This window comes from Streptomyces seoulensis, from assembly GCF_004328625.1.
GTDB classification, from domain to species: Bacteria; Actinomycetota; Actinomycetes; order Streptomycetales; family Streptomycetaceae; genus Streptomyces; species Streptomyces seoulensis.
The window spans coordinates 4,472,471-4,492,186 of record NZ_CP032229.1; the positions used below are offsets into that span (position 1 = coordinate 4,472,471).

General features: G+C 73.1%; 18 protein-coding genes. 11 read left to right on the forward strand and 7 right to left on the reverse strand.

Annotated elements, in window-relative coordinates; translation table 11 throughout:
* Positions 1 to 83 precede the first annotated feature (83 nt).
* The 4 genes from leuC (at position 84) to D0Z67_RS20875 (ending at position 3,356) form a co-directional block, all read left to right on the forward strand.
* The gene (gene leuC, locus D0Z67_RS20860) at positions 84 to 1,511 is read left to right on the forward strand and encodes a 3-isopropylmalate dehydratase large subunit (RefSeq protein WP_031181777.1); all 1,428 of its coding nucleotides are present in this window, start codon (positions 84 to 86) and stop codon (positions 1,509 to 1,511) included.
* A 2-nt stretch (positions 1,512 to 1,513) separates the two neighbouring features.
* Positions 1,514 to 2,107, forward strand: coding sequence for a 3-isopropylmalate dehydratase small subunit (leuD, locus tag D0Z67_RS20865; RefSeq protein WP_031181778.1), 594 nt, complete (start codon positions 1,514 to 1,516; stop codon positions 2,105 to 2,107).
* A gap of 263 nt (positions 2,108 to 2,370) precedes the next feature.
* Positions 2,371 to 2,601 (forward strand): SCO5555 family protein, encoded by a 231-nt coding sequence (locus D0Z67_RS20870; protein WP_030808451.1) that lies wholly within the window; start codon positions 2,371 to 2,373, stop codon positions 2,599 to 2,601.
* 137 nt (positions 2,602 to 2,738) lie between these two features.
* A complete protein-coding gene (locus D0Z67_RS20875) occupies positions 2,739 to 3,356 on the forward strand; it encodes an HU family DNA-binding protein (RefSeq protein WP_031181779.1) in 618 nt (205 codons plus the stop codon).
* A gap of 109 nt (positions 3,357 to 3,465) precedes the next feature.
* Here D0Z67_RS20875 and D0Z67_RS20880 read toward each other — a convergent pair whose 3' ends face one another.
* A complete protein-coding gene (locus D0Z67_RS20880) occupies positions 3,466 to 3,669 on the reverse strand; it encodes a hypothetical protein (protein ID WP_031181780.1) in 204 nt (67 codons plus the stop codon).
* A gap of 9 nt (positions 3,670 to 3,678) precedes the next feature.
* On the reverse strand, positions 3,679 to 4,329 hold the full coding sequence (gene cofC / locus D0Z67_RS20885; RefSeq protein ID WP_031181781.1) for a 2-phospho-L-lactate guanylyltransferase: 651 nt from the start codon (positions 4,327 to 4,329) through the stop codon (positions 3,679 to 3,681).
* 222 nt (positions 4,330 to 4,551) lie between these two features.
* Between cofC and D0Z67_RS20890 the strand changes: the two genes are divergently transcribed.
* The 3 genes from D0Z67_RS20890 to D0Z67_RS20900 are packed head-to-tail and all read left to right on the forward strand — an operon-like array spanning position 4,552 to position 7,615.
* The gene (locus D0Z67_RS20890) at positions 4,552 to 5,391 is read left to right on the forward strand and encodes a lysophospholipid acyltransferase family protein (RefSeq protein ID WP_031181782.1); all 840 of its coding nucleotides are present in this window, start codon (positions 4,552 to 4,554) and stop codon (positions 5,389 to 5,391) included.
* Positions 5,388 to 6,398 carry an NAD(P)H-dependent glycerol-3-phosphate dehydrogenase gene (locus D0Z67_RS20895; RefSeq protein WP_031181783.1) on the forward strand — a complete coding sequence of 337 codons (1,011 nt, stop codon included), beginning with the start codon at positions 5,388 to 5,390 and terminating at the stop codon, positions 6,396 to 6,398. Before D0Z67_RS20890 ends, D0Z67_RS20895 begins: the two co-directional genes overlap by 4 nt.
* A gap of 59 nt (positions 6,399 to 6,457) precedes the next feature.
* Positions 6,458 to 7,615 carry a D-alanine--D-alanine ligase family protein gene (locus tag D0Z67_RS20900; protein WP_031181784.1) on the forward strand — a complete coding sequence of 386 codons (1,158 nt, stop codon included), beginning with the start codon at positions 6,458 to 6,460 and terminating at the stop codon, positions 7,613 to 7,615.
* A 12-nt stretch (positions 7,616 to 7,627) separates the two neighbouring features.
* Here D0Z67_RS20900 and D0Z67_RS20905 read toward each other — a convergent pair whose 3' ends face one another.
* Positions 7,628 to 8,146 carry a DUF3515 domain-containing protein gene (locus D0Z67_RS20905; RefSeq protein ID WP_031181785.1) on the reverse strand — a complete coding sequence of 173 codons (519 nt, stop codon included), beginning with the start codon at positions 8,144 to 8,146 and terminating at the stop codon, positions 7,628 to 7,630.
* A 20-nt stretch (positions 8,147 to 8,166) separates the two neighbouring features.
* The gene (locus tag D0Z67_RS20910; RefSeq protein ID WP_031181786.1) at positions 8,167 to 8,400 is read right to left on the reverse strand and encodes an Lrp/AsnC ligand binding domain-containing protein; all 234 of its coding nucleotides are present in this window, start codon (positions 8,398 to 8,400) and stop codon (positions 8,167 to 8,169) included.
* 205 nt (positions 8,401 to 8,605) lie between these two features.
* On the opposite strand from D0Z67_RS20910, the gene D0Z67_RS20915 reads away from it, so the two are divergent.
* Both D0Z67_RS20915 and thiD read left to right on the forward strand, forming a co-directional pair.
* Positions 8,606 to 9,568, forward strand: coding sequence for a thiamine-phosphate kinase (locus D0Z67_RS20915; protein ID WP_031181787.1), 963 nt, complete (start codon positions 8,606 to 8,608; stop codon positions 9,566 to 9,568).
* The gene (gene thiD, locus D0Z67_RS20920; RefSeq protein WP_031181788.1) at positions 9,565 to 10,362 is read left to right on the forward strand and encodes a bifunctional hydroxymethylpyrimidine kinase/phosphomethylpyrimidine kinase; all 798 of its coding nucleotides are present in this window, start codon (positions 9,565 to 9,567) and stop codon (positions 10,360 to 10,362) included. Before D0Z67_RS20915 ends, thiD begins: the two co-directional genes overlap by 4 nt.
* 90 nt (positions 10,363 to 10,452) lie before the next feature.
* Here thiD and rpmB read toward each other — a convergent pair whose 3' ends face one another.
* The gene (gene rpmB / locus D0Z67_RS20925; protein WP_004924906.1) at positions 10,453 to 10,638 is read right to left on the reverse strand and encodes a 50S ribosomal protein L28; all 186 of its coding nucleotides are present in this window, start codon (positions 10,636 to 10,638) and stop codon (positions 10,453 to 10,455) included.
* Between the two features lie 259 nt (positions 10,639 to 10,897).
* Between rpmB and D0Z67_RS20930 the strand changes: the two genes are divergently transcribed.
* The gene (locus D0Z67_RS20930; protein ID WP_031181789.1) at positions 10,898 to 12,553 is read left to right on the forward strand and encodes a DAK2 domain-containing protein; all 1,656 of its coding nucleotides are present in this window, start codon (positions 10,898 to 10,900) and stop codon (positions 12,551 to 12,553) included.
* Between the two features lie 10 nt (positions 12,554 to 12,563).
* Here the strand turns inward: D0Z67_RS20930 and D0Z67_RS20935 are convergent, their stop codons facing one another.
* Complete coding sequence (locus tag D0Z67_RS20935; RefSeq protein ID WP_031181790.1) at positions 12,564 to 15,410, reverse strand: ATP-binding protein; 2,847 nt, start codon at positions 15,408 to 15,410, stop codon at positions 12,564 to 12,566.
* Positions 15,407 to 17,245, reverse strand: coding sequence for an HSP90 family protein (locus D0Z67_RS20940; protein ID WP_031181791.1), 1,839 nt, complete (start codon positions 17,243 to 17,245; stop codon positions 15,407 to 15,409). The genes D0Z67_RS20935 and D0Z67_RS20940 overlap by 4 nt, the downstream gene beginning before the upstream one ends.
* A 195-nt stretch (positions 17,246 to 17,440) precedes the next feature.
* Between D0Z67_RS20940 and recG the strand changes: the two genes are divergently transcribed.
* On the forward strand, positions 17,441 to 19,642 hold the full coding sequence (gene recG / locus D0Z67_RS20945; protein WP_031181792.1) for an ATP-dependent DNA helicase RecG: 2,202 nt from the start codon (positions 17,441 to 17,443) through the stop codon (positions 19,640 to 19,642).
* Positions 19,643 to 19,716 lie beyond the last annotated feature (74 nt).

The window sequence follows — 19,716 nt, forward strand, 5'->3', positions numbered from 1 at the left end:
ACGACCGAGATCACGGCGCGGGCGTCCCTTCCTCAGGTTCTCTAGATGCGTCGGCGGAACCGTGGCCGGCCGGAGGGAAAGCGATGGGTAGGACACTCGCGGAGAAGGTCTGGGACGACCATGTCGTCCGGCGCGCCGAGGGCGAGCCCGACCTCCTCTACATCGATCTGCACCTGCTGCACGAGGTGACCAGCCCGCAGGCGTTCGACGGCCTGCGCAAGAGCGGCCGTACGGTCCGTCGCCTCGACCTGACCATCGCCACCGAGGACCACAACACCCCGACCCTCGACATCGACAAGCCGATCGCCGATCCGGTCTCCCGCGCCCAGCTGGAGACGCTGCGCGCGAACTGCGCCGAGTTCGGGGTGCGGCTGCACCCGCTGGGCGACGTCGAGCAGGGCGTGGTCCACGTGGTGGGCCCGCAGCTCGGACTGACCCAGCCCGGCACCACCGTGGTCTGCGGCGACTCCCACACCTCCACGCACGGCGCGTTCGGCGCGCTGGCGTTCGGTATCGGCACCTCGCAGGTCGAGCACGTGCTGGCCACCCAGACGCTGCCGATGGCCCGCCCGAGGACCATGGCGATCACCGTCGAGGGCGAACTGCCCGAGGGTGTCACCGCCAAGGACCTGATCCTGGCGATCATCGCCCGGATCGGCACCGGCGGCGGCCAGGGCTACATCCTGGAGTACCGGGGCTCCGCCATCGAGAAGCTGTCGATGGAGGCGCGGATGACCATCTGCAACATGTCCATCGAGGCCGGCGCCCGCGCGGGCATGATCGCCCCCGACGAGACCACCTTCGCCTATCTGAAGGACCGCCCGCACGCCCCCGAGGGCGCCGACTGGGACGCGGCCGTCGCGTACTGGGAGACGCTGCGCACCGACGACGACGCGGTCTTCGACGCCGAGGTCGTCATCGACGCCGCCGGACTCTCCCCGTTCGTCACCTGGGGCACCAACCCCGGCCAGGGAGCGCCGCTTTCGGCACACGTCCCCGACCCGGCTTCGTACGAAGACGCATCGGAGCGGTTCGCCGCCGAAAAGGCCCTGGAATACATGGGGTTGACCGCCGGGCAGCCGCTGCGCGACATCGCCGTGGACACCGTCTTCGTAGGCTCCTGCACCAACGGCCGCATCGAGGACCTGCGCTCCGTCGCCGAGATCCTCCGGGACCGCAAAATCGCCGACGGCGTACGGATGCTGGTCGTCCCCGGCTCCGCGCGGGTCGGCCTCCAGGCCGTCTCCGAGGGGCTGGACGTGGTCTTCAAGGAGGCCGGCGCCGAATGGCGGTACGCGGGCTGCTCGATGTGCCTGGGCATGAACCCCGACCAGCTCGCGCCGGGGGAGCGCTCCGCCTCCACCTCCAACCGCAACTTCGAGGGCAGGCAGGGCAAGGGCGGCCGCACCCACCTGGTGTCGCCGCAGGTCGCCGCCGCCACCGCCGTCCTCGGCCACCTCGGCTCGCCCGCCGACCTGTCCGACACCCCCGTGCCCGCTGGAGTGCGATAACGATGGAAGCCTTCACCACCCACACCGGCCGGGCCGTGCCGCTGCGCCGCAGCAACGTCGACACCGACCAGATCATCCCCGCCCACTGGCTCAAGAAGGTCACCCGCGACGGCTTCGAGGACGGTCTCTTCGAGGCGTGGCGCAAGGACGACACCTTCGTCCTCAACCGCCCCGAGCGGCAGGGCGCCACGGTCCTGGTCGCCGGCCCCGACTTCGGCACCGGCTCCTCCCGGGAGCACGCCGTCTGGGCGCTGCAGAACTACGGCTTCAAGGCCGTGATCTCCGCCCGCTTCGCCGACATCTTCCGGGGCAACTCGCTGAAGAACGGCCTGCTCACGGTGGTGCTGGAGCAGAAGGTCGTGGACGCGCTCTGGGAGCTGACCGAACGCGACCCCGAGGCCGCGGTCACGGTCGACCTCGAAGCCCGCGAGGTGCGCGCCGAGGGCATCACCGCCCCCTTCGAGCTGGACGAGAACTCCCGCTGGCGGCTGCTGAACGGCCTGGACGACATCTCCCTCACCCTGCGCCACGAGGACGACATCGCCGCCTTCGAGAGCGCCCGCCCGGCGCACAAGCCCCGCACGCTGACGAGCTGAGCAACCGCTCGCACGCATAAGGTTTCGGCCACCTCGACGGCCGCCGCGTACCCCCGATCGCCACGATTGGGGGTACGCGCATGTCCGGGTCCGGACGCCTCCGAGCGCACCCGTCCCGCCCGCCAACTCCCCCTCATCACAACGAAGTTGCAGGTCCGGGCGGTCTCCGGCGGCACCCCCTCGCCGAGCCCCGAAACGGCGCGCGGAGGCGGCAGTTGCCCCCTGCGCAGGCGACAACTCGCCCCAGATGGCACAATCTGTGCATGGAACACGACGGCCAACTCCAGCTCTATGCGGCGGTCGCGGATCAACTCAAACAAGCGCACGCAACCGTGCGCACACTGCAAGTCCCGGAGGGCGTACGGATGGCGCTGACCCGGAAGCTGCTGGTCATTACGGCCGCGGCCAAACACGATCTCGCCGGCGCGGCAACGCGTCTCGAACGATTCACCGCGGACCTCGAAGCGGGCCGGATGCCCGAAGAGGACCGCTGAATCCGTCCGGGACCGCCGAACCCGATGCGGCACAAGGGTGAGAAGCCCGTTTCGTGTTTGATTTGCGGTATATATCTGCCTAACGTGCGAAAAAGCTTGAACACTTTCGTTCTGGCGATGTCTCCGAAGGGGAAGACGTGAACAAGGCGCAGCTCGTAGAAGCGATTGCCGACAAGATGGGTGGCCGCCAGCAGGCCGCCGATGCTGTCGACGCGGTCCTGGACGCCATCGTCCGCGCCGTCGTCGCGGGGGACCGGGTCTCGGTCACCGGCTTCGGGTCCTTCGAGAAGGTGGACCGCCCCGCCCGCTACGCCCGTAACCCCCAGACGGGCGAGCGTGTTCGGGTCAAGAAGACCTCGGTCCCGCGCTTCCGCGCCGGCCAGGGCTTCAAGGACCTGGTGAGCGGTTCCAAGAAGCTTCCCCGTGGTGGCGAGGTCTCCGTGAAGAAGGCGCCCAAGGGCAGCCTGACCGGCGGCGCTTCCGCGACCGTGAAGAAGGCCGCGGCGAAGAAGGCCACCAAGGCCGCCGCGAAGAAGACCACCGCCAAGAAGGCGGCGCCGGCGAAGAAGACGACGGCCACCGCCAAGAAGGCCGCCGCGAAGAAGGCCCCGGCCAAGAAGGCCACCGGCACCACCGCGGCCGCCAAGAAGACCACCGCGAAGAAGGCTCCCGCGAAGAAGGTCACCGCCAAGAAGGCGCCCGCCAAGAAGTCGACGGCACGCAAGACCACCGCCAAGAAGACCACCGCCCGCTAGAGGCACGGCCTTCCACGGCACCCGGTCCCACCAGGGCTCACACGCGCCGGGCCGGACTCCCCAGGGGAGTCCGGCCCGCGGTGCGTTCCTGCGGTCGCTCAGCGCCCGTTCAGAAGGTCTGGAGGGTCACCAGGGTGATCCGCAGCCCCTCGCCCCGCCCCTCGGTCTCGATCCGCACCCGCTGACCGGGCCGCAGCAGCCGCAGCCCGCCCGCGTCGAAGGCGGCCGCGTCGAAGGGCACCGGGGTGCCGTCGTCGAGCAGCACCTGCCCGCTGCGGCTCTCGGGGTCGTAGGTGTAAGCGGTGGCCTGCATGTCCGCAGCCTACTGCCCGGCCAGCGGCACCGGAGCGGTCCACGAGGCGCACGCCGCCGCCGTGTACGGGCCCACGCCCAGCTCCAGCGCCACCCGCAGATCCTCGCCCGTGTCCACGTCCCGCCGTACCGATTCCACGCTCCCCGGCGCCAGTTCCGCCGCGCCCGAGGCGCGGTGCCGGGCGCGCGAGGCACCGCCGAAGGCCGGGGCCAGTTGCCGGCCGGGCGCCGCCGCGAGCAGGGTCGTGCCCAGGGCGGCCGCGTCGGCAAGGAAGGCGCGCGGGAATTCGGCGGCCGCCGTGAGCACCCGCGCCAGTTCGGCCGGGCGCAGGGCGGGCAGATCGGCGTTGAGCGCGGCCACGGCCGCCTCCGGGCGGGCAGCGCGCACCGCCGAGGCGCCATGCGCCAGCGCGGCGTTCAGCCCGCCCGCCGGCTCGTCCGGCACGATCCGGGCGCCGAGCGCGGCCAGCGCCCGCCCGGCCACCGGGTCGTCCGTGACGACCGCCACATCCGCGACCCCGGGACACTCCAGTGCGGCCGCCACCGTGTCCCGCGCGAACGCCAGCACCAGCCCGGGGCGGGCCCCTTCGGCAATCGCGTCCGCGAGCCTGCTTTTCGCCCGTGCCAAGGGCTTCAGGGGGATGACCAAGCTCCACTGCACCGGCGTACCGTCCCTCTCTGTCCGCGCTCATTGTCACCCGCTCCCACCAGGCGTACCGAGCCGCCCCGGGGTGTGGGGGAATGCTGTGAAGGCCAGTCCGGGGGCGGTCGCCCGGGACATGCGGGCGTACGGTGTTCTCGACAGACCGGCGGCCCGGAGTCACACTTGTGCGGCCCCCGGCCGAGGTGAAGGCCCTCAGAGGCCATGGAGGAAGGTGTCCGCGTGTCCCGCCGCAGAATCGGCTTCTGGTACCGCTTCGCCGCGGTGATCTGCAAACCGCCGCTGGCGGTTCTGATCAAGCGGGACTGGCGAGGAATGGAGCACATTCCGGCCGACGGCGGATTTATCACCGCGGTGAACCACAATTCCCACGTGGACCCCTTCGCGTACGCGCACTATCAGTACAACACCGGACGGGTTCCGCGATTCCTGGCGAAGAGCGGCCTTTTCAAGAAGGGATTCGTCGGCGCCGCGATGCGCGGTACCGGACAGATCCCCGTCTACCGCGAGAGCACCGACGCGCTGAGCGCATTCCGCGCCGCGATCGAGGCGGTGGAGAAGGGCGAGTGCGTCGCCTTCTACCCCGAGGGCACCCTGACCCGCGACCCCGACGGCTGGCCCATGACCGCCAAGACCGGTGCCGCCCGCGTCGCCCTGCAGACCAAGTGCCCGGTCGTGCCGGTCGCCCAGTGGGGCGTCAACGAACTCCTGCCGCCCTACGCGAAGAAGCCGCACCTCTTCCCGCGCAAGACCCACCATGTGCTGGCCGGCCCGCCGGTGGACCTCTCCCGGTTCTACGACCGGGAGATGACCGCCGATGTCCTCAGGGAGGCCACCGAGGTCATCATGGCGGCCGTCACCCGCCAGCTGGAGGAGATCCGCGGCGAGAAGGCCCCGGCCGTGCCCTACGACCCGCGCCGCGAGCGGATCGAGCAGCGCCGCCGCACCCGCGCCCAGTCCGCCCCGGCAGCCCAGTCCGCCGAGGCCAAGGTCCAGGACACCGTGCCCGCGCCCGCCGCCGAGGCCACGCCCACCGTCACCGAAGGGGGAAGCGGCAAGTGAGCACGCCTGTCCGGGTCGCCGTCATGGGCACCGGCTCCTGGGGCACGGCCTTCGCCGTGGTCCTCGCCGACGCCGGCTGCGAGGTCACCCTCTGGGCCCGCCGCGCCGAGGTGGCCGACGCGGTCAACTCCACGCGCACCAACCCCGGCTACCTGCCCGGCGTCGAGCTTCCGCCGGGCGTGCGCGCCACCTCCGACGCCGCCGAGGCCCTCGGGGACGCCGACTTCGTCGTGCTGGCGATCCCCTCGCAGACCCTGCGCGACAACCTCGCCGACTGGGCCCCGCTGCTCGCCCCGCACTCCGTGCTCGTCTCCCTGATGAAGGGCGTCGAACTCGGCTCCGCCATGCGGATGAGCGAGGTCATCGAGGACGTCGCCAAGGTCGGCCCCGAGCGGATCGCCGTGGTCACCGGGCCCAACCTGGCCCGTGAGATCGCCGCGCGGATGCCCGCCGCCGCCGTGGTCGCCTGCACCGACGAGGAGGTCGCCCGGCGGCTCCAGGCGGCCTGCCACACCCCGTACTTCCGGCCGTACACCAACACCGACGTCATCGGCTGCGAACTCGGCGGCGCGGTCAAGAACGTCATCGGTCTCGCCGTCGGCATCGCGGACGGCATGGGACTCGGCGACAACGCCAAGGGCTCGCTCATCACGCGCGGCCTCGCCGAGACCACCCGGCTCGGCATGGCGCTCGGCGCCGACCCGCTGACGTTCTCCGGACTCGCCGGGCTCGGGGACCTGGTGGCGACCTGCTCCTCACCGCTGTCCCGCAACCACACCTTCGGCACCAACCTCGGCAAGGGCATGACCCTCGAGGAGACCATCGCCGTCACCAAGCAGACCGCCGAGGGCGTCAAGTCCAGCGAGTCCGTGCTGGATCTGGCCCGCAGGCACGGTGTCGACATGCCGATCACCGAGACGGTCGTCGGAATCGTGCACGACGCCAAGCCGCCGGTGGTCGCTCTCAAGGAGCTCATGTCGCGCAGCGCGAAGCCCGAACGACGCTGAGCGAAAGCGCCGGGTCGACGCTGTCCGGGTGCCTTACCAACGGGTACTCTCAACGCGATATGAGCACCGAGAACCTCCCCCAGAACCCTGCAGCGCAGCCCCGTAAGCCGCGGGTGGCCGTCGTGTTCGGCGGCCGCTCCTCCGAACACGGGATCTCCACGGTCACCGCGGGTGCCGTGCTGGGCGCCATCGACCGGACCAAGTACGACGTCCTGCCGATCGGCATCACCCGTGACGGCCGCTGGGTGCTGACGGCCGACGAGCCGCAGCGGATGGCCATCACGGACCGCCGCACCCCGGAGGTGCTGGACGTGGCGGAGTCCACCGAGGGCGGAGTGGTGCTCCCGGTCGACCCGGCCAACCGCGAGGTCGTCTACAGCGAGCCCGGCGCGGTGCCCAAGGCGCTCGGCGAGGTCGACGTGGTCTTCCCGGTGCTGCACGGCCCCTTCGGGGAGGACGGCACCCTCCAGGGTCTGCTGGAGCTGTCCGGTGTGCCCTACGTCGGCTCGGGCGTGCTCGCCTCGGCCGTCGGCCAGGACAAGGACTACATGAAGCGGGTGTTCACCTCCTTCGGGCTCAAGGTCGGCCCGTACGTGGTGATCCGGCCCCGCGAGTGGCAGCAGGACCAGTCCGCCGCCCGCAAGCGGATCGTGGACTTCGCCGGTGAGCACGGCTGGCCGCTGTTCGTGAAGCCCGCCCGCGCCGGCTCCTCCATCGGCATCACCAAGGTCGACGGCCTCGCCGGGCTCGACGAGGCCATCGCCGAGGCCCAGCGCCACGACCCGAAGATCATCGTGGAGGCCGCGCTGACCGGCCGCGAGATCGAGTGCGGGGTCCTGGAGTTCGAGGACGGCCCGCGCGCCTCGGTCCCCGCCGAGATCCCGCCGCCGAGCGCGCACGCGTACTACGACTTCGACGCCAAGTACATCGACTCCACGCCCGGTGTCGTCCCGGCCCCGCTCACCGACGAGCAGACCGCCGAGCTCCAGCGGCTCGCGGTCGAGGCGTTCGACGCGGCGTCCTGCGAGGGCCTGGTCCGCGCGGACTTCTTCCTCACCGAGGACGGCGAGTTCGTCATCAACGAGATCAACACCCTGCCCGGCTTCACCCCCATCTCGATGTACCCCAAGATGTGGGAGGCGTCCGGCGTGGGTTACGCGGAGCTGGTGGACCGCCTGATCCAGGCGGCACTGCGCCGCCCGACCGGGCTGCGCTAGTCGCTCACCGCGTCACCGCATGGAGGCGATCCCCTCGGGGATCGCCTTCTTCACGGCCGGGGCCAGGTCGACCAGGACGGCCGTCGAGTCGTCCGGGCCGGACAGCTCCTCGGGCAGTGTGACCTCCACATAGGCGCGGCGGTTGGCGGTGGTGAAGCGGGAGGAACCGTCGTCCCGCTTCTCCATCAGCCAGTCCACGCCGTCCACCCCGCCGGCCAGCGCGGCGGGGTCGTGACCCTGGGCGACCTTGGGGTCGGTCATCTTCGGCGGCCGGACCACCCCGCAGCGCAGTATGATCGCCGGGCCCGACCAGCCCGCCGTATAGGCGGAAGCGGGCCGTGGGTCGTCGCGGTGCCGGCCGTCCACCTTCCCGGGCAGCGCCTCGTCCAGACGCCGGCACAGGGGGGCGGTGCGTGCGTCGGGACGGGGAGCCGCGGCCGTGGTGCCGTCGTCCGCCGTGGAACAGCCCGCGACCGCGATCAGCAGCGCGGGCGCGAGCAGGCCGAGGGGCCGGTGACGGAAGAAGTTCACCGGCCAAGCGTAGACGGGGGCTACAGATGCACGACCGGGCAGGTCAGGGTGCGTGTGATGCCGTCCACCTGCTGGACCTTGGCGACCACCATGCGACCCAGCTCGTCGACGGTGTCGGACTGCGCGCGGACGATGACGTCATAGGGACCCGTCACGTCCTCGGCCTGGATCACTCCGGGAATCTGGCCGATCGTGTCGGCGACGGTCGACGCCTTGCCGACCTCGGTCTGGATCAGGATGTACGCCTGTACCACGGAACCTCCAGGGCGGCCACGAGGATCATGTGGGGAAGAGGAACGCCACGGTATCGCGTCGCCGCTCTCCGAGGGGAGACCCTGGGGAACGGGGCACGCGCGCCGGGGTGCGGGCACGACGGAAGTTGACGGCCACCTCGACCGTATCGGGGACACTGATGACGCGCGACCGGGCACGGGACAGGTACAGAAGGGGCTTGCAGCCATGAAGGGCACAGTGGGTGAGCTTGGTGAGTTCGGGCTCATCCGGGAGCTGACCTCCCGTCTCACCACCACCCCGGCGGTCCGGGTCGGCCCCGGTGACGACGCCGCCGTGGTCGCCGCCCCGGACCGCCGGGTGGTGGCGAGCACCGACATCCTGCTGGAGGGCCGGCACTTCCGCCGTGACTGGTCCACGGCGTACGACGTGGGCCGCAAGGCCGCCGCCCAGAACCTCGCCGACATCGCCGCGATGGGCGCCGTGCCCACCGCGCTGCTGCTCGGCCTGGTCGTGCCCGCCGAACTTCCGGTGACCTGGCCGACCGAGATGATGGACGGCCTGCGCGACGAATGCCAGGTCGCGGGCGCCTCCGTGGTCGGCGGCGATGTCGTACGCGGGGACACGATCATGGTGTCGATCACCGCGCTCGGCGATCTGCGCAACCAGGAGCCGGTGACCCGCTCCGGCGCGCAGCCCGGCGACCTGGTCGCCGTCACGGGCTGGCTGGGCTGGTCCGCCGCCGGGTACGCGGTGCTCTCGCGAGGCTTCCGCTCGCCGCGTGCCTTCGTGGAGGCCCACCGCCGCCCCGAGCCGCCGTACCACGCGGGCCCGGCCGCCGCCGCGCTCGGCGCGACCGCGATGTGCGACGTCAGCGACGGACTGATCGCGGACCTCGGGCACATCGCGGACGCCAGCAAGGTGCGGATCGACATCCGCTCCGGCGCGATCGACATCCCCACCCAGATGAACGACATCGGCCAGGCGGTCGGGGTGGACCCGTTGCAGTGGGTGCTCACCGGGGGAGAGGACCACGCGATCGTGGCGACCTTCCCGCCCGACACCAAGCTCCCGGCCCGCTGGAAGGTGATCGGCGAGGTGCTCAACCCCTCGGCGCTGCCCCAGGTGACCGTGGACGGGGCGCCCTGGACCGCCACGGGCGGCTGGGACCACTTCGGGGACCCCGAGTGAGGCCCGCCGGGCAGGCGCCGCCGCGCGTCCTGACCGTGGCCGGCTCGGACTCCGGCGGCGGGGCGGGCATCCAGGCCGACCTGAAGACGATGCTGGCGCTGGGTGTGCACGGGATGAGCGTGATCACCGCCGTGACCGCGCAGAACTCGCTCGGGGTGCAGGGCGCCTGGGAGCTGCCGGTGGAGGCGGTGCGTGCGCAGTACCGCAGCGTGGTGGACGACATCGGCGTCCAGGCCGTGAAGACCGGGATGCTGGCCTCGGCGGAACTGGTCGAGGCGGTCGCGGAGTTGATCTCCACCACCGACGCCCCCGTGGTGGTGGACCCGGTGGGCGTCTCCAAGCACGGCGACCCCCTGCTCGCCGCCTCCGCGCTGGACTCGGTGCGCACCCGGCTCCTCCCGGTGGCGACCGTGGCCACCCCGAACCTGGACGAAGTGGTCCAACTCACAGGATTCGAGGTCGCCTCGGAGGCCGATCTGCGCCCGGCGGCGGAGGCCGTACTGGCCTACGGGCCCCGATGGGTGCTGATCAAGGGCGGGCATCTCCCCGGCGAGGCCGTGGACCTGCTCACCGACGGTGACCAGGAGTTCCGGCTGCGCGCCCCGCGCCACGACAACCGGCACACCCACGGCACCGGCTGCACGCTGGCCTCCGCCGTCGCCTCAGGGCTGGCGAAGGGCCTGCCCGTCCCGGAGGCGGTCACGGCGGCCAAGGAGTACGTCACCGGGGCGATCGCCCATGGATTCGCGCTGGGCGCCGGGATCGGGCCCGTCGACCACGGATGGCGCTCTTGAGGGGCAGGCGGGAACAGCAAAGAGCCGGTCCACCCGAGGGTGGACCGGCTCTTCACAGCAACCGACTATGGCCGCGCGCTTAGCGGTGCGTCAGCGCGAGACCTTGCCGGCCTTGATGCACGAGGTGCAAGCGTTCACGCGCTTCGGCGTCCCGCCGACCACAGTACGAACGCGCTGGATGTTCGGGTTCCAGCGACGGGGCGTACGGCGGTGCGAGTGCGAGATGTTGTTGCCGAAGCCCGGCCCCTTGCCGCAGACGTCGCAGTTGGCAGCCACGGGTCACTCCAAAGACTTCAGATGCACTTACGGTTGATCCCGGCATGCCGGGATCGAGATCAGGAAAACCTGAGATCTTTCAGTGGCGCTGCCGGGGGGAATGGCCCGACCGGGATCGGGCAACCGGAGCAGCATACAACGACTGCTTCCGTACAACGAAACTACCATGGCGGCCCGGCACCCGGTGCCCGGCCCTCCCGTGATGGACGCCGCCCCACGGTCTACGCTGCGTCCCACGTCCAGCCACAGGGAGGCGCAGGTGGCGCAGGTGCCGCAGACATTCCTCGATGCTCTCGCGGTGCGCACCTGGTGCGGTCTGGCGCTGCGCTCGCTGGGGCGGGCGCGCGAGGAGATCGACGCGATCAACGTCTATCCCGTCGCCGACGGGGACACCGGCACCAACCTCTATCTGACCCTGGAATCCGCGACGGCGGCCGTCGAAGCGGTGTTCGCCGGGCACGAGGAGGGCGGGCGCGAGCAGAGCGGTCCCTCCTTCGCGGACGCCCTGCGCGCGATGGCCCACGGCGCCCTGATCGGGGCGCGGGGCAACTCCGGCACGATCCTCGCCCAGCTCCTGCGGGGCATGTCCCAGGTGCTCACCGCGGGTGACGTGTCTCACGTCGACGGCACCGCGCTGCGCCGGGCGCTGCGCCGGGCCGCCGACGCAGCCCGCGAGGCCGTCGCCCACCCGGTCGAGGGCACCGTGCTCACCGTCGCGTCGGCCGCCGCCGACGCCGCCGACGGAGCCGAGGGCGACTGCGGGACCGTCGTCGTGGCCGCCTACGAGGGAGCGCGCGCCGCCCTGGCCGTCACCCCCCGGCAGCTGGCCGTGCTCGGCCGCGCCGGGGTCGTGGACGCGGGCGGGCGGGGCCTGGTGACCGTGCTGGCCTCGCTGGTGGAGGCGGTCACCGGGGAGGCGGTGCCCGAGCGGACCCATGACGGGTCCGCCGGGGCCGACGTCTGCCCGGACGTCCCGGAGCACGCGGGGGAGGGCGGGCCCGCCTACGAGGTCATCTACCTGCTGGAGGCCGGTGACGCGGCCGTGGCCCGGCTCCGGGAGCGGCTCGACGCCCTCGGTGACTCCCTGGTCGTGGTCGGCGGCGACGGGCTGTGGAACGTCCATGTGCACGTCGACGACGCCGGTGCCGCCGTGGAGGCGGGGGTCGAGGCCGGGCGGCCGTACCGGATCAGGATCACCCACTTCGCCCTCGACGACGTGCACACGGGCGGGGAGCGGCCGCCGCGCGAGCCGGTGCAGCGGGCCGTCGTCGCCGTGGTGCCCGGCGAGGGGCTGGCCGGGCTCTACGCGGAGGCCGGCGCCACCACCGTCCTCGCCCGCCCCGGTGAGCCGCCCGCCAGCGGCGAGCTGGCCCAGGCCCTCCGGCGCGCGCACGCCCGCGAGGTCGTCCTGCTGCCCAACGACGCCGAGCTGCGCCACACCGCCGCGGCTGCCGCCGAGCAGGTACGCGCCGAGGGCGTCCGGGTCGCCCTGATCCCGACCCGCTCGGCGGTCCAGGGCATCGCCGCGCTCGCCGTGCACGAACCGGAGCGCCGGTTCGACGAGGACGTGGTCCAGATGACCTCGGCCGCCGGAGCCACCCGGTACGCCGAGCTGCTCGTCGCCGAGCACCGGTCGTGGACCACGGCCGGGATCTGCCAGGCCGGGGACGTGCTCGGGCTGATCGACGGCGACGTGGCCGTGATCGGCCCCGACCTCACCGGCACCGCCGAGACCGTCCTCGACCGCATGCTCCAGGCGGGCGGCGAGCTGGTCACCCTGGTCGTCGGCGACGACGCCCCCGAAGCCGTCGCCGACCGCCTCGAAGCCCGCGTCCGCGAGTCCTACCTTGCCGTCGACACCGTGGTCTACCGGGGCGGCCGGCAGGGCGCGCCGCTGCTCATCGGCGTGGAGTGAGCGGCGAGGGTCAGTCCCCGTCCAGCAGACGGGACGCCGTCTCACGCCGGAGGCGGACCGTGTCGTCCGTGGCGTCGGCGCCCTCGTAGGCCGCGAGGACCGCGCGCGCGCGTGCCCGTGCCTCGGCCGTGCGGCCCAGCTCGGCCTCCAGCGCGGCGGCGGCCAGTTCGGCGCCGGTGCGGCCGTGCAGACCGTCCGCGCCGAGGCCGGCGAACAGCGCGGCCGACCGCTCCAGCTCCGCCAGCGCCTCCACCCGCTCCTCGGCCACCGCGGCCAGCAGCTCCCCGAACTGGCGGTGCGTGTGCGCGAGTTCGGTGGTCAGCCGGGCCTCCTCCAGCGGGTCGTCCGCCTCCGCCAGCGCCTCCCCGCACACCTCCACCGCCCGTACCATCAGCTCCCGCGCCCCCGGCACCCCCGCCGCCAGCCGGGGCGCCAGCCAGGCACGGGCCCGCAGCGCGCGCACGGTGAAGTACGGGTTGCCCAGCGCCTCCCACAGCTCGCCCGCCCGTACATAAGCCCGGTCCGCCTCCTCGGGCAGCTGCGCCTCGGCCAGGGACTCGCCGGCCAGGTGGGCCAGCGTGGCGTGGTCCTGCTGCTCCGGCCAGTGCTCGGCGATACCGGCCGCCAGCAGCCGGTGCTCGGCCGCCTGGCGGTGCTCGCCCAGCTCGCTCAGGCAGTCCCCGAGCCACCAGCGGGTCTGCACCAGCGCCCCGTCCCCGTGCACCTCGGCCGACAGCTCCGCGAGCGCCGACTCCAGCACCTCGGCCGCCTCCGTCCAGCGCCCCTGGCGCAGCAGCAGCCCGCCCAGCAGATGCCGGCCCCAGGCGCCGAAGGTGCCGCTCTCGCCCGCCTCATCGGCCCAGTGCGCGGCCTGGAGGGCGTGCCCGGCCGCCTCCTCGGTGCCGCCCCGCGCCCCGATCAGCTCGGCGAGCTGAAGGTGCAGCTGGGCCCGCCCGGTCGGCTCCAGATACGCCCCGCCGTGCTCCAGCGCCGCCCGCAGCGCCCGCTCTGCCTCGGCCGGCTCCCCGAGGTGCTGGGACAGCGCGCCCACCCGCGCCTCGTACTCCACGGCGAACCAGGGCAGCCCCGCGCCGGTGTACTCGGTCACCGCCCGCCGGAACAGCTCGGCCGCGCGGGGCAGGTCCCCGGCCAGCTCGGCCAGTTCCGCCAGCATGGCCCGCGCCTCGGCCCCGCGCGCCACCAGCCGTACGTCGTCCCCGGTGCGGCCGCCGACGAACGCCAGCACCTCCCGCGCGGCCCGCTCCGCCTCCCCGGCCGGGGCGCCCCCGTGCACGCACCGCATCAGTACCCGGGCCCGGCTGATCAGCACCCCCGCCGTCTGCCGGGGGCCGGTCGCCCCCTCCGCGTACCGCGCGAGCACCTCGTCGTACAGCCCGTCGACCGTCTCGCGCGCCGCCTCCGTCTCGCCGGTCAGGGCGCGTACGTACGCTCCACGCGCGCGTGCCGCCAGGGCCTCGCCGGGGTCGCCCGCCTCGGCGTACAGGGCGGCGGCCTTCTCGAAGAGCGGGATGCCGTCGGGGCCCTGGGCCATCGCCTCGTTGTCGGCCAGCTCGGCACGCGCGCGTGCGTCGAGCCCGGCGCCGTCGGCGGCCCGCGCGAGGGCCGCCCACGCCTCGGGGGCGTCCGGCTGAAGGGCCTCCGAGAGCCGCCGTGCCCGCGCCAGCAGCTCGGGCACGTCCGGCTCCTCGGCCGACGCCTCCTCGGCCGCCGGGGGCGGCGCTGGAGCCGTCCGGACGCCCAGCGGCAGGCGCTCGACCAGCGGCTTCGCCGACATCGTGGCGCGGGTCAGGTCACCGACGGACGAGCTGCCGTTGCGCGCGTCGAACCGCGCGGCCAGCGCCAGCGCCTCCCCGCGCGCGTGGACGGCCAGCTCCCGCGCGGTCCACGTCCGCCCGGCCGGACCCGGCACCTCCCGGGCGCCCTGCCCGAGCGCGGTCAGCCGGTCCATCAGCAGCGTCACCACGGCCAGGTACTCCAGCAGACTGCGCGGATGCCCGGTGTCCGTGAAGTACGCGGGCCGCTCCGCCAGCAGCTCCAGCCCGCGCCCCTCGTTCCCGCTCAGCGCGCAGAACTCCACATGCGCGGCGTACGCGTCCCGCATGCTCTCCATCGGCCGCACCAGTCGGATGCCCCGCAGATGATGGGCGCGCGCCTCCTCCACCCGGCCCAGCCGCAGCAGCGGCACCAGCGAGCGGGCCAGCACCCCGTGCGGCTCGTGCGCACAGGCGAACTCGCCCTCCAGCACCGGCGCCCACAGCTCCAGGGCCTCCGCGTCCCGGCCCGACCGCGCCTGCCAGCCGCCCTGCCCGCGCAGCTCGCAGGCGTGGCAGTCGGCCATGTCGTCCCGGTCGGCCGCCAGCCACGCCGTGTACGCCCGCTCCGCCCGCGCCCGGTCCCCGACGTGCGCGGCGATGCCGAACTCGGCCGCGCGCACGGCCCGTTCGGAGTACCCCGCGACCCGGTAGCGGCGCTCCATCTCACCGAGCCAGTTCTCCACCGACGCCAACGGGACGTGCGGCTGGGCCAGCATGCCCCCGGTCATCCACTTGAACGTCCAGTGCAGCGCGTGCGCCTCGTACGCGTCGAAGTCCTCCGGACGCTCGTCCCACATCCGCAGCAGCCGCGCGAACGGCACGAACACCCGGTCCTTCTCCGAGCTGTAGCTGTAGACCTTCACCTGATGGCCGAGCGCCTCGATCACCGCGAGCGGGATGTCCAGCTTCTCGGCCTCGGCGAGGAGTTCCTCCGCACGCGCGTTGCGTGCCGGGCCCTCCGGCCGCTCCGCGTTCTCCGCCATGGCCCGGCGCAGCGCCTCGAAGTCCATGATCCGGCTCATCGTCCCTCACCCTCCCCGAGCGTCGCCCGGTCCAGCAGCCCGGCGAACGCCCGGTTCACCAACGCCGAGTCGGCCGGCCGCAGCGGGCGGTGCGCCAGCAGCAGCGCCTGCCCGTACAGCGCCTCGGCCGCCGTGCCCGTCAGCTCCGGGTCGGTCAGCGAACCGACGCGCCGGATCAGCGGGTTGAGATGGTTCAGCACCAGCCGGGCGCGTGGCGCGGTGCCGCGCAGCGAGCCCAGGATGCCCGCCCACAGGTCGTCCGCCCGCTCCTCCGCCTCGGCCCGCGCCCGCTCGTGCCGCGCCGACCGGTCGTCCAGATGCAGCGCGGGCACCGACACCGGGTGGAAGGCACGCAGCACCACATCGCAGTCCAGCGGATCGAGCGCGGCCCGCGCGGCCGCCAGGAAGCCGGACAGCGCCAGCTCCGCCGCCGGGTCCACCGAGTCCAGGTGCGCGGTCACCGTGTCCGCGTCCAGCTCCGCCACCACCGTGCCCGGCCGCACCGACGGCAGCGCCTCCACCAGCTCGCTGTCGTAGGTGTAACCCCCGTTCACCACCCCGACGCCCTGCGCGGCGGCGATCGGCGCGACCTGCCGGAACTCCTCGACGCTCCGGGTGAAGTGCACCACCGGGTGCCGCCGCGCGAACTCCTCCAGCGACAGCTCCCCGTCACTGGTCTCGAACGGCAGCCACGGCAGCATGACCCGCAGCATCTCCGTGTCGTGCCGGGCCAGCGCCCGCACCCCGAGATGGTGCACCGCCAGGAACGCCGACAGCCGCTCCGGGTCACCCGCCGCGAGCCCCGTCAGCCAGTCCCGCACCCGCTCGCCCAGCGTCTCGCGCACCCCGGCCAGCGTCTCGTCCTCGTACAGCGCCTCGCGCGACGCGGTGGGCCGCAGGGTGTCCGTGTCCAGCACGCAGCGCACGAAGAACGCCCAGTCCGGCAGGAGCTGTTCGGCGCGCTCGGTGAGCAGCATGCCCTTCAGATGCACCCGGTGCGTGGCCCGCTGCGCCGGGCTCACCGCCGAGGGGAGCACGTACGCCACCCCGCGCACCCCGGCCAGCGGCACGTCCAGGGGGATCGCGTCCAGCGGGGTGAAGCCGAACAGCTCCCGGCAGTGCGCCTCCAGCCCCGCCCGCCGCTCCACCGGGCCCGGCCAGGGGCGGTCCCAGGGCGCCGGGAGATCGGTGACGGGCTCGTCGTCCACCCGTACGTCGTACGGCAGCAGCGAGCCGAAGTCCCGCGCCAGGGTGCGCACCCGCGCGGGCGCCAGCCACTCGCCGGCCCCCGGCCGCGCCACCAGGTGCACGGTCGTACCCGGCTCCGGGTGCGCCGCCTCGGGGAGGACGCGGACGGTGTACGAGCCGTCGTCGGCGGCCGTCCACTCCACCGGCGGGGCGCCGGGCGTACGGGCGCTGCGGCTGACCACGCGGATGCGCTCGGCGACCACGAAGCAGGCCAGCAGGCCGATGCCGAACCGGCCGAGGAACCCCGAGCGGGTCTCCTCCAGCCCCTCCGCCCGCTTGGAGCTGCGGCCGATGGTCGCCAGCAGGGTGTGCACGTCCGCCTCGGTGAGCCCGATCCCGCTGTCCTCCACCCTCAGCCCGCCCCGCCCGTCCGGGAAGAGCCGCACCCGCGCCGGGGCGCCGGGCTCCTCCGCCCTGCGGGCGGTGACGGCGTCCACGGCGTTCTGGAGCAGCTCGCGCAGATAGACCTTGGGGCTGGAGTACAGGTGCTGGGAGAGCAGGTCCACCAGACCGCGCAGGTCGACCTGGAAGGTGTGCGGAGGGGACGGCTCGAAGGCCGGGGATGACTGGGAGTTCTGGGAGTCCATCGTCACGGCGCCGGTGGAGGGAGCTTCGCGCGGCGCGGGGTCGGGCGGTCGGGTGCCGTGGGGGCGATGACCGCGGGGGGATGGCCGGAGGCGCGTCATCCTAGGCCCGAAGGCCCGAGCTGACCAGGGACTTCGGGGATATCGCCAGGACCGGGCGGAGCCACCTGTACGGCGATGTCGGTGGTGTGGTGTGCAATGGATCTCGTGCCCGCACTGCGAGAACCCCTGAAGAAGGTGCTCGGTCCCGCCACCGCGAAGGTGATGGCCGAGAACCTCGGCCTGCACACCGTCGGCGACCTCCTGCACCACTACCCCCGCCGGTACGAGGAGCGCGGCCAGCTCACCCACCTCGCCGACCTGCCCATGGACGAGCACGTCACCGTGGTCGCCCAGGTCGCCGACGCCCGGCTGCACAGCTTCGCCTCCTCGCGCGCCCCGCGCGGCAAGGGCCAGCGGCTGGAGGTCACCATCACCGACGGCAGCGGCCGACTCCAACTGGTCTTCTTCGGCAACGGCGTGCACAAGCCGCACAAGGAACTGCTGCCCGGCACCCGCGCGATGTTCTCCGGCAAGGTCTCCGTCTTCAACCGCCGCCTCCAACTCGCGCACCCCGCCTACGAATTGCTGGACAAGGACGCCGAGGACGGCGACGAGGCCGTGGAGAGCTGGGCCGGCTCCCTCATCCCGATCTACCCCGCCACCGCCAAGCTGGAGTCCTGGAAGATCGGCAAGGCGGTGCAGACCGTGCTGCCCAGCGTCCAGGAGGCCGTCGACCCGCTCCCCGGCTCGCTGCGCGAGGGACGCGGCCTGGTCGAGCTGCCCGAGGCCCTGATCAAGATCCACCGCCCCGCCACCAAGGCCGACATCGCCGACGCCCGCGCCCGCCTCAAGTGGGACGAGGCGTTCGTCCTGCAGGTCGCCCTCGCCCGCCGCCGCTACGCCGACACCCAGCTCCCCGCCGTCCCGCGCCGCCCCCTCGCCGACGGCCTCCTCACCGCCTTCGACGCCCGCCTCCCCTTCACCCTCACCGAAGGCCAGCAACGCGTCACCGCCGAGATCTTCGCCGACCTCGCCACCTCACACCCGATGCACCGGCTGCTCCAGGGAGAGGTGGGGTCGGGCAAGACGATGGTGGCGCTGCGGGCCATGCTCGCCGTCGTCGACGCCGGGGGGCAGGCGGCGATGCTCGCGCCGACCGAGGTGCTCGCCCAGCAGCATCACCGGTCCGTCACCGAGATGATGGGGGAGCTGGCCGAGGGGGGCATGCTGGGCGGGTCGGAGCACGGGACCAAGGTGGTGCTGCTGACCGGGTCGATGGGCGCGGCCGCGCGCAGGCAGGCGCTCCTGGACATCGTCACCGGTGAGGCGGGGATCGTCATCGGCACCCATGCCCTCATCGAGGACAAGGTCCAGTTCCACGACCTCGGCCTGGTCGTCGTGGACGAACAGCACCGCTTCGGCGTCGAGCAGCGCGACGCCCTGCGCGGCAAGGGCAAGCAGCCCCCGCACCTGCTCGTCATGACGGCCACCCCGATCCCGCGCACGGTCGCGATGACGGTCTTCGGCGACCTGGAGACCTCGGTCCTGGACCAGCTCCCGGCCGGCCGCTCCCCGATCGCCACCCATGTCGTCCCGGCCGCCGACAAGCCCCACTTCCTCGCCCGCGCCTGGGAACGCGTCCGCGAGGAGGTGGAGAACGGCCACCAGGCGTACGTCGTCTGCCCCCGCATCGGCGACGAGGACGAGAGCGCCGCCGAGAAGAAGGCCACCGAGGGCGACAAACGGCCCCCGCTCGCCGTCCTCGACATCGCCGACCAGCTCGCCCGGGGCCCGCTGAAGGGCCTCAAGGTCGAGGTGCTGCACGGCAGGATGCACCCCGACGACAAGGACGCCGTGATGCGCCGCTTCGCCGCCGGGGAGACGGACGTCCTGGTCGCCACCACGGTCATCGAGGTCGGCGTCAACGTCCCCAACGCCACCGCGATGGTCATCATGGACGCCGACCGCTTCGGCGTCTCCCAGCTCCACCAGCTGCGCGGCCGCGTCGGCCGTGGCTCCGCCCCCGGCCTCTGCCTGCTGGTCAGCGAGATGCCCGAGGCCAGCCCCGCCCGCCAGCGCCTGAACGCCGTCGCCTCCACCCTCGACGGCTTCGAACTCTCCCGCATCGACCTCGAACAACGCCGCGAGGGCGACGTCCTCGGCCAGGCCCAGTCCGGCGCCCGCACCAGCCTCCGCGTCCTGGAGGTCATCGAGGACGAGGAAATCATCGCGGAGGCAAGAGAAGAAGCGACGGCGGTGGTAGCGGCGGACCCGGAGCTGGCCCAGCTCCCGGGCCTACGCACAGCCCTGGAAGCCCTCTTGGACGAGGAGAGAGAGCAGTACCTGGAAAAGGGCTGAGGTGTGTGCCTTCAGGGGCGCGGGGCTGTGTCCATATGCGGCTCCGCCGCGTGGGCGCGACCAGCCCCAACGGA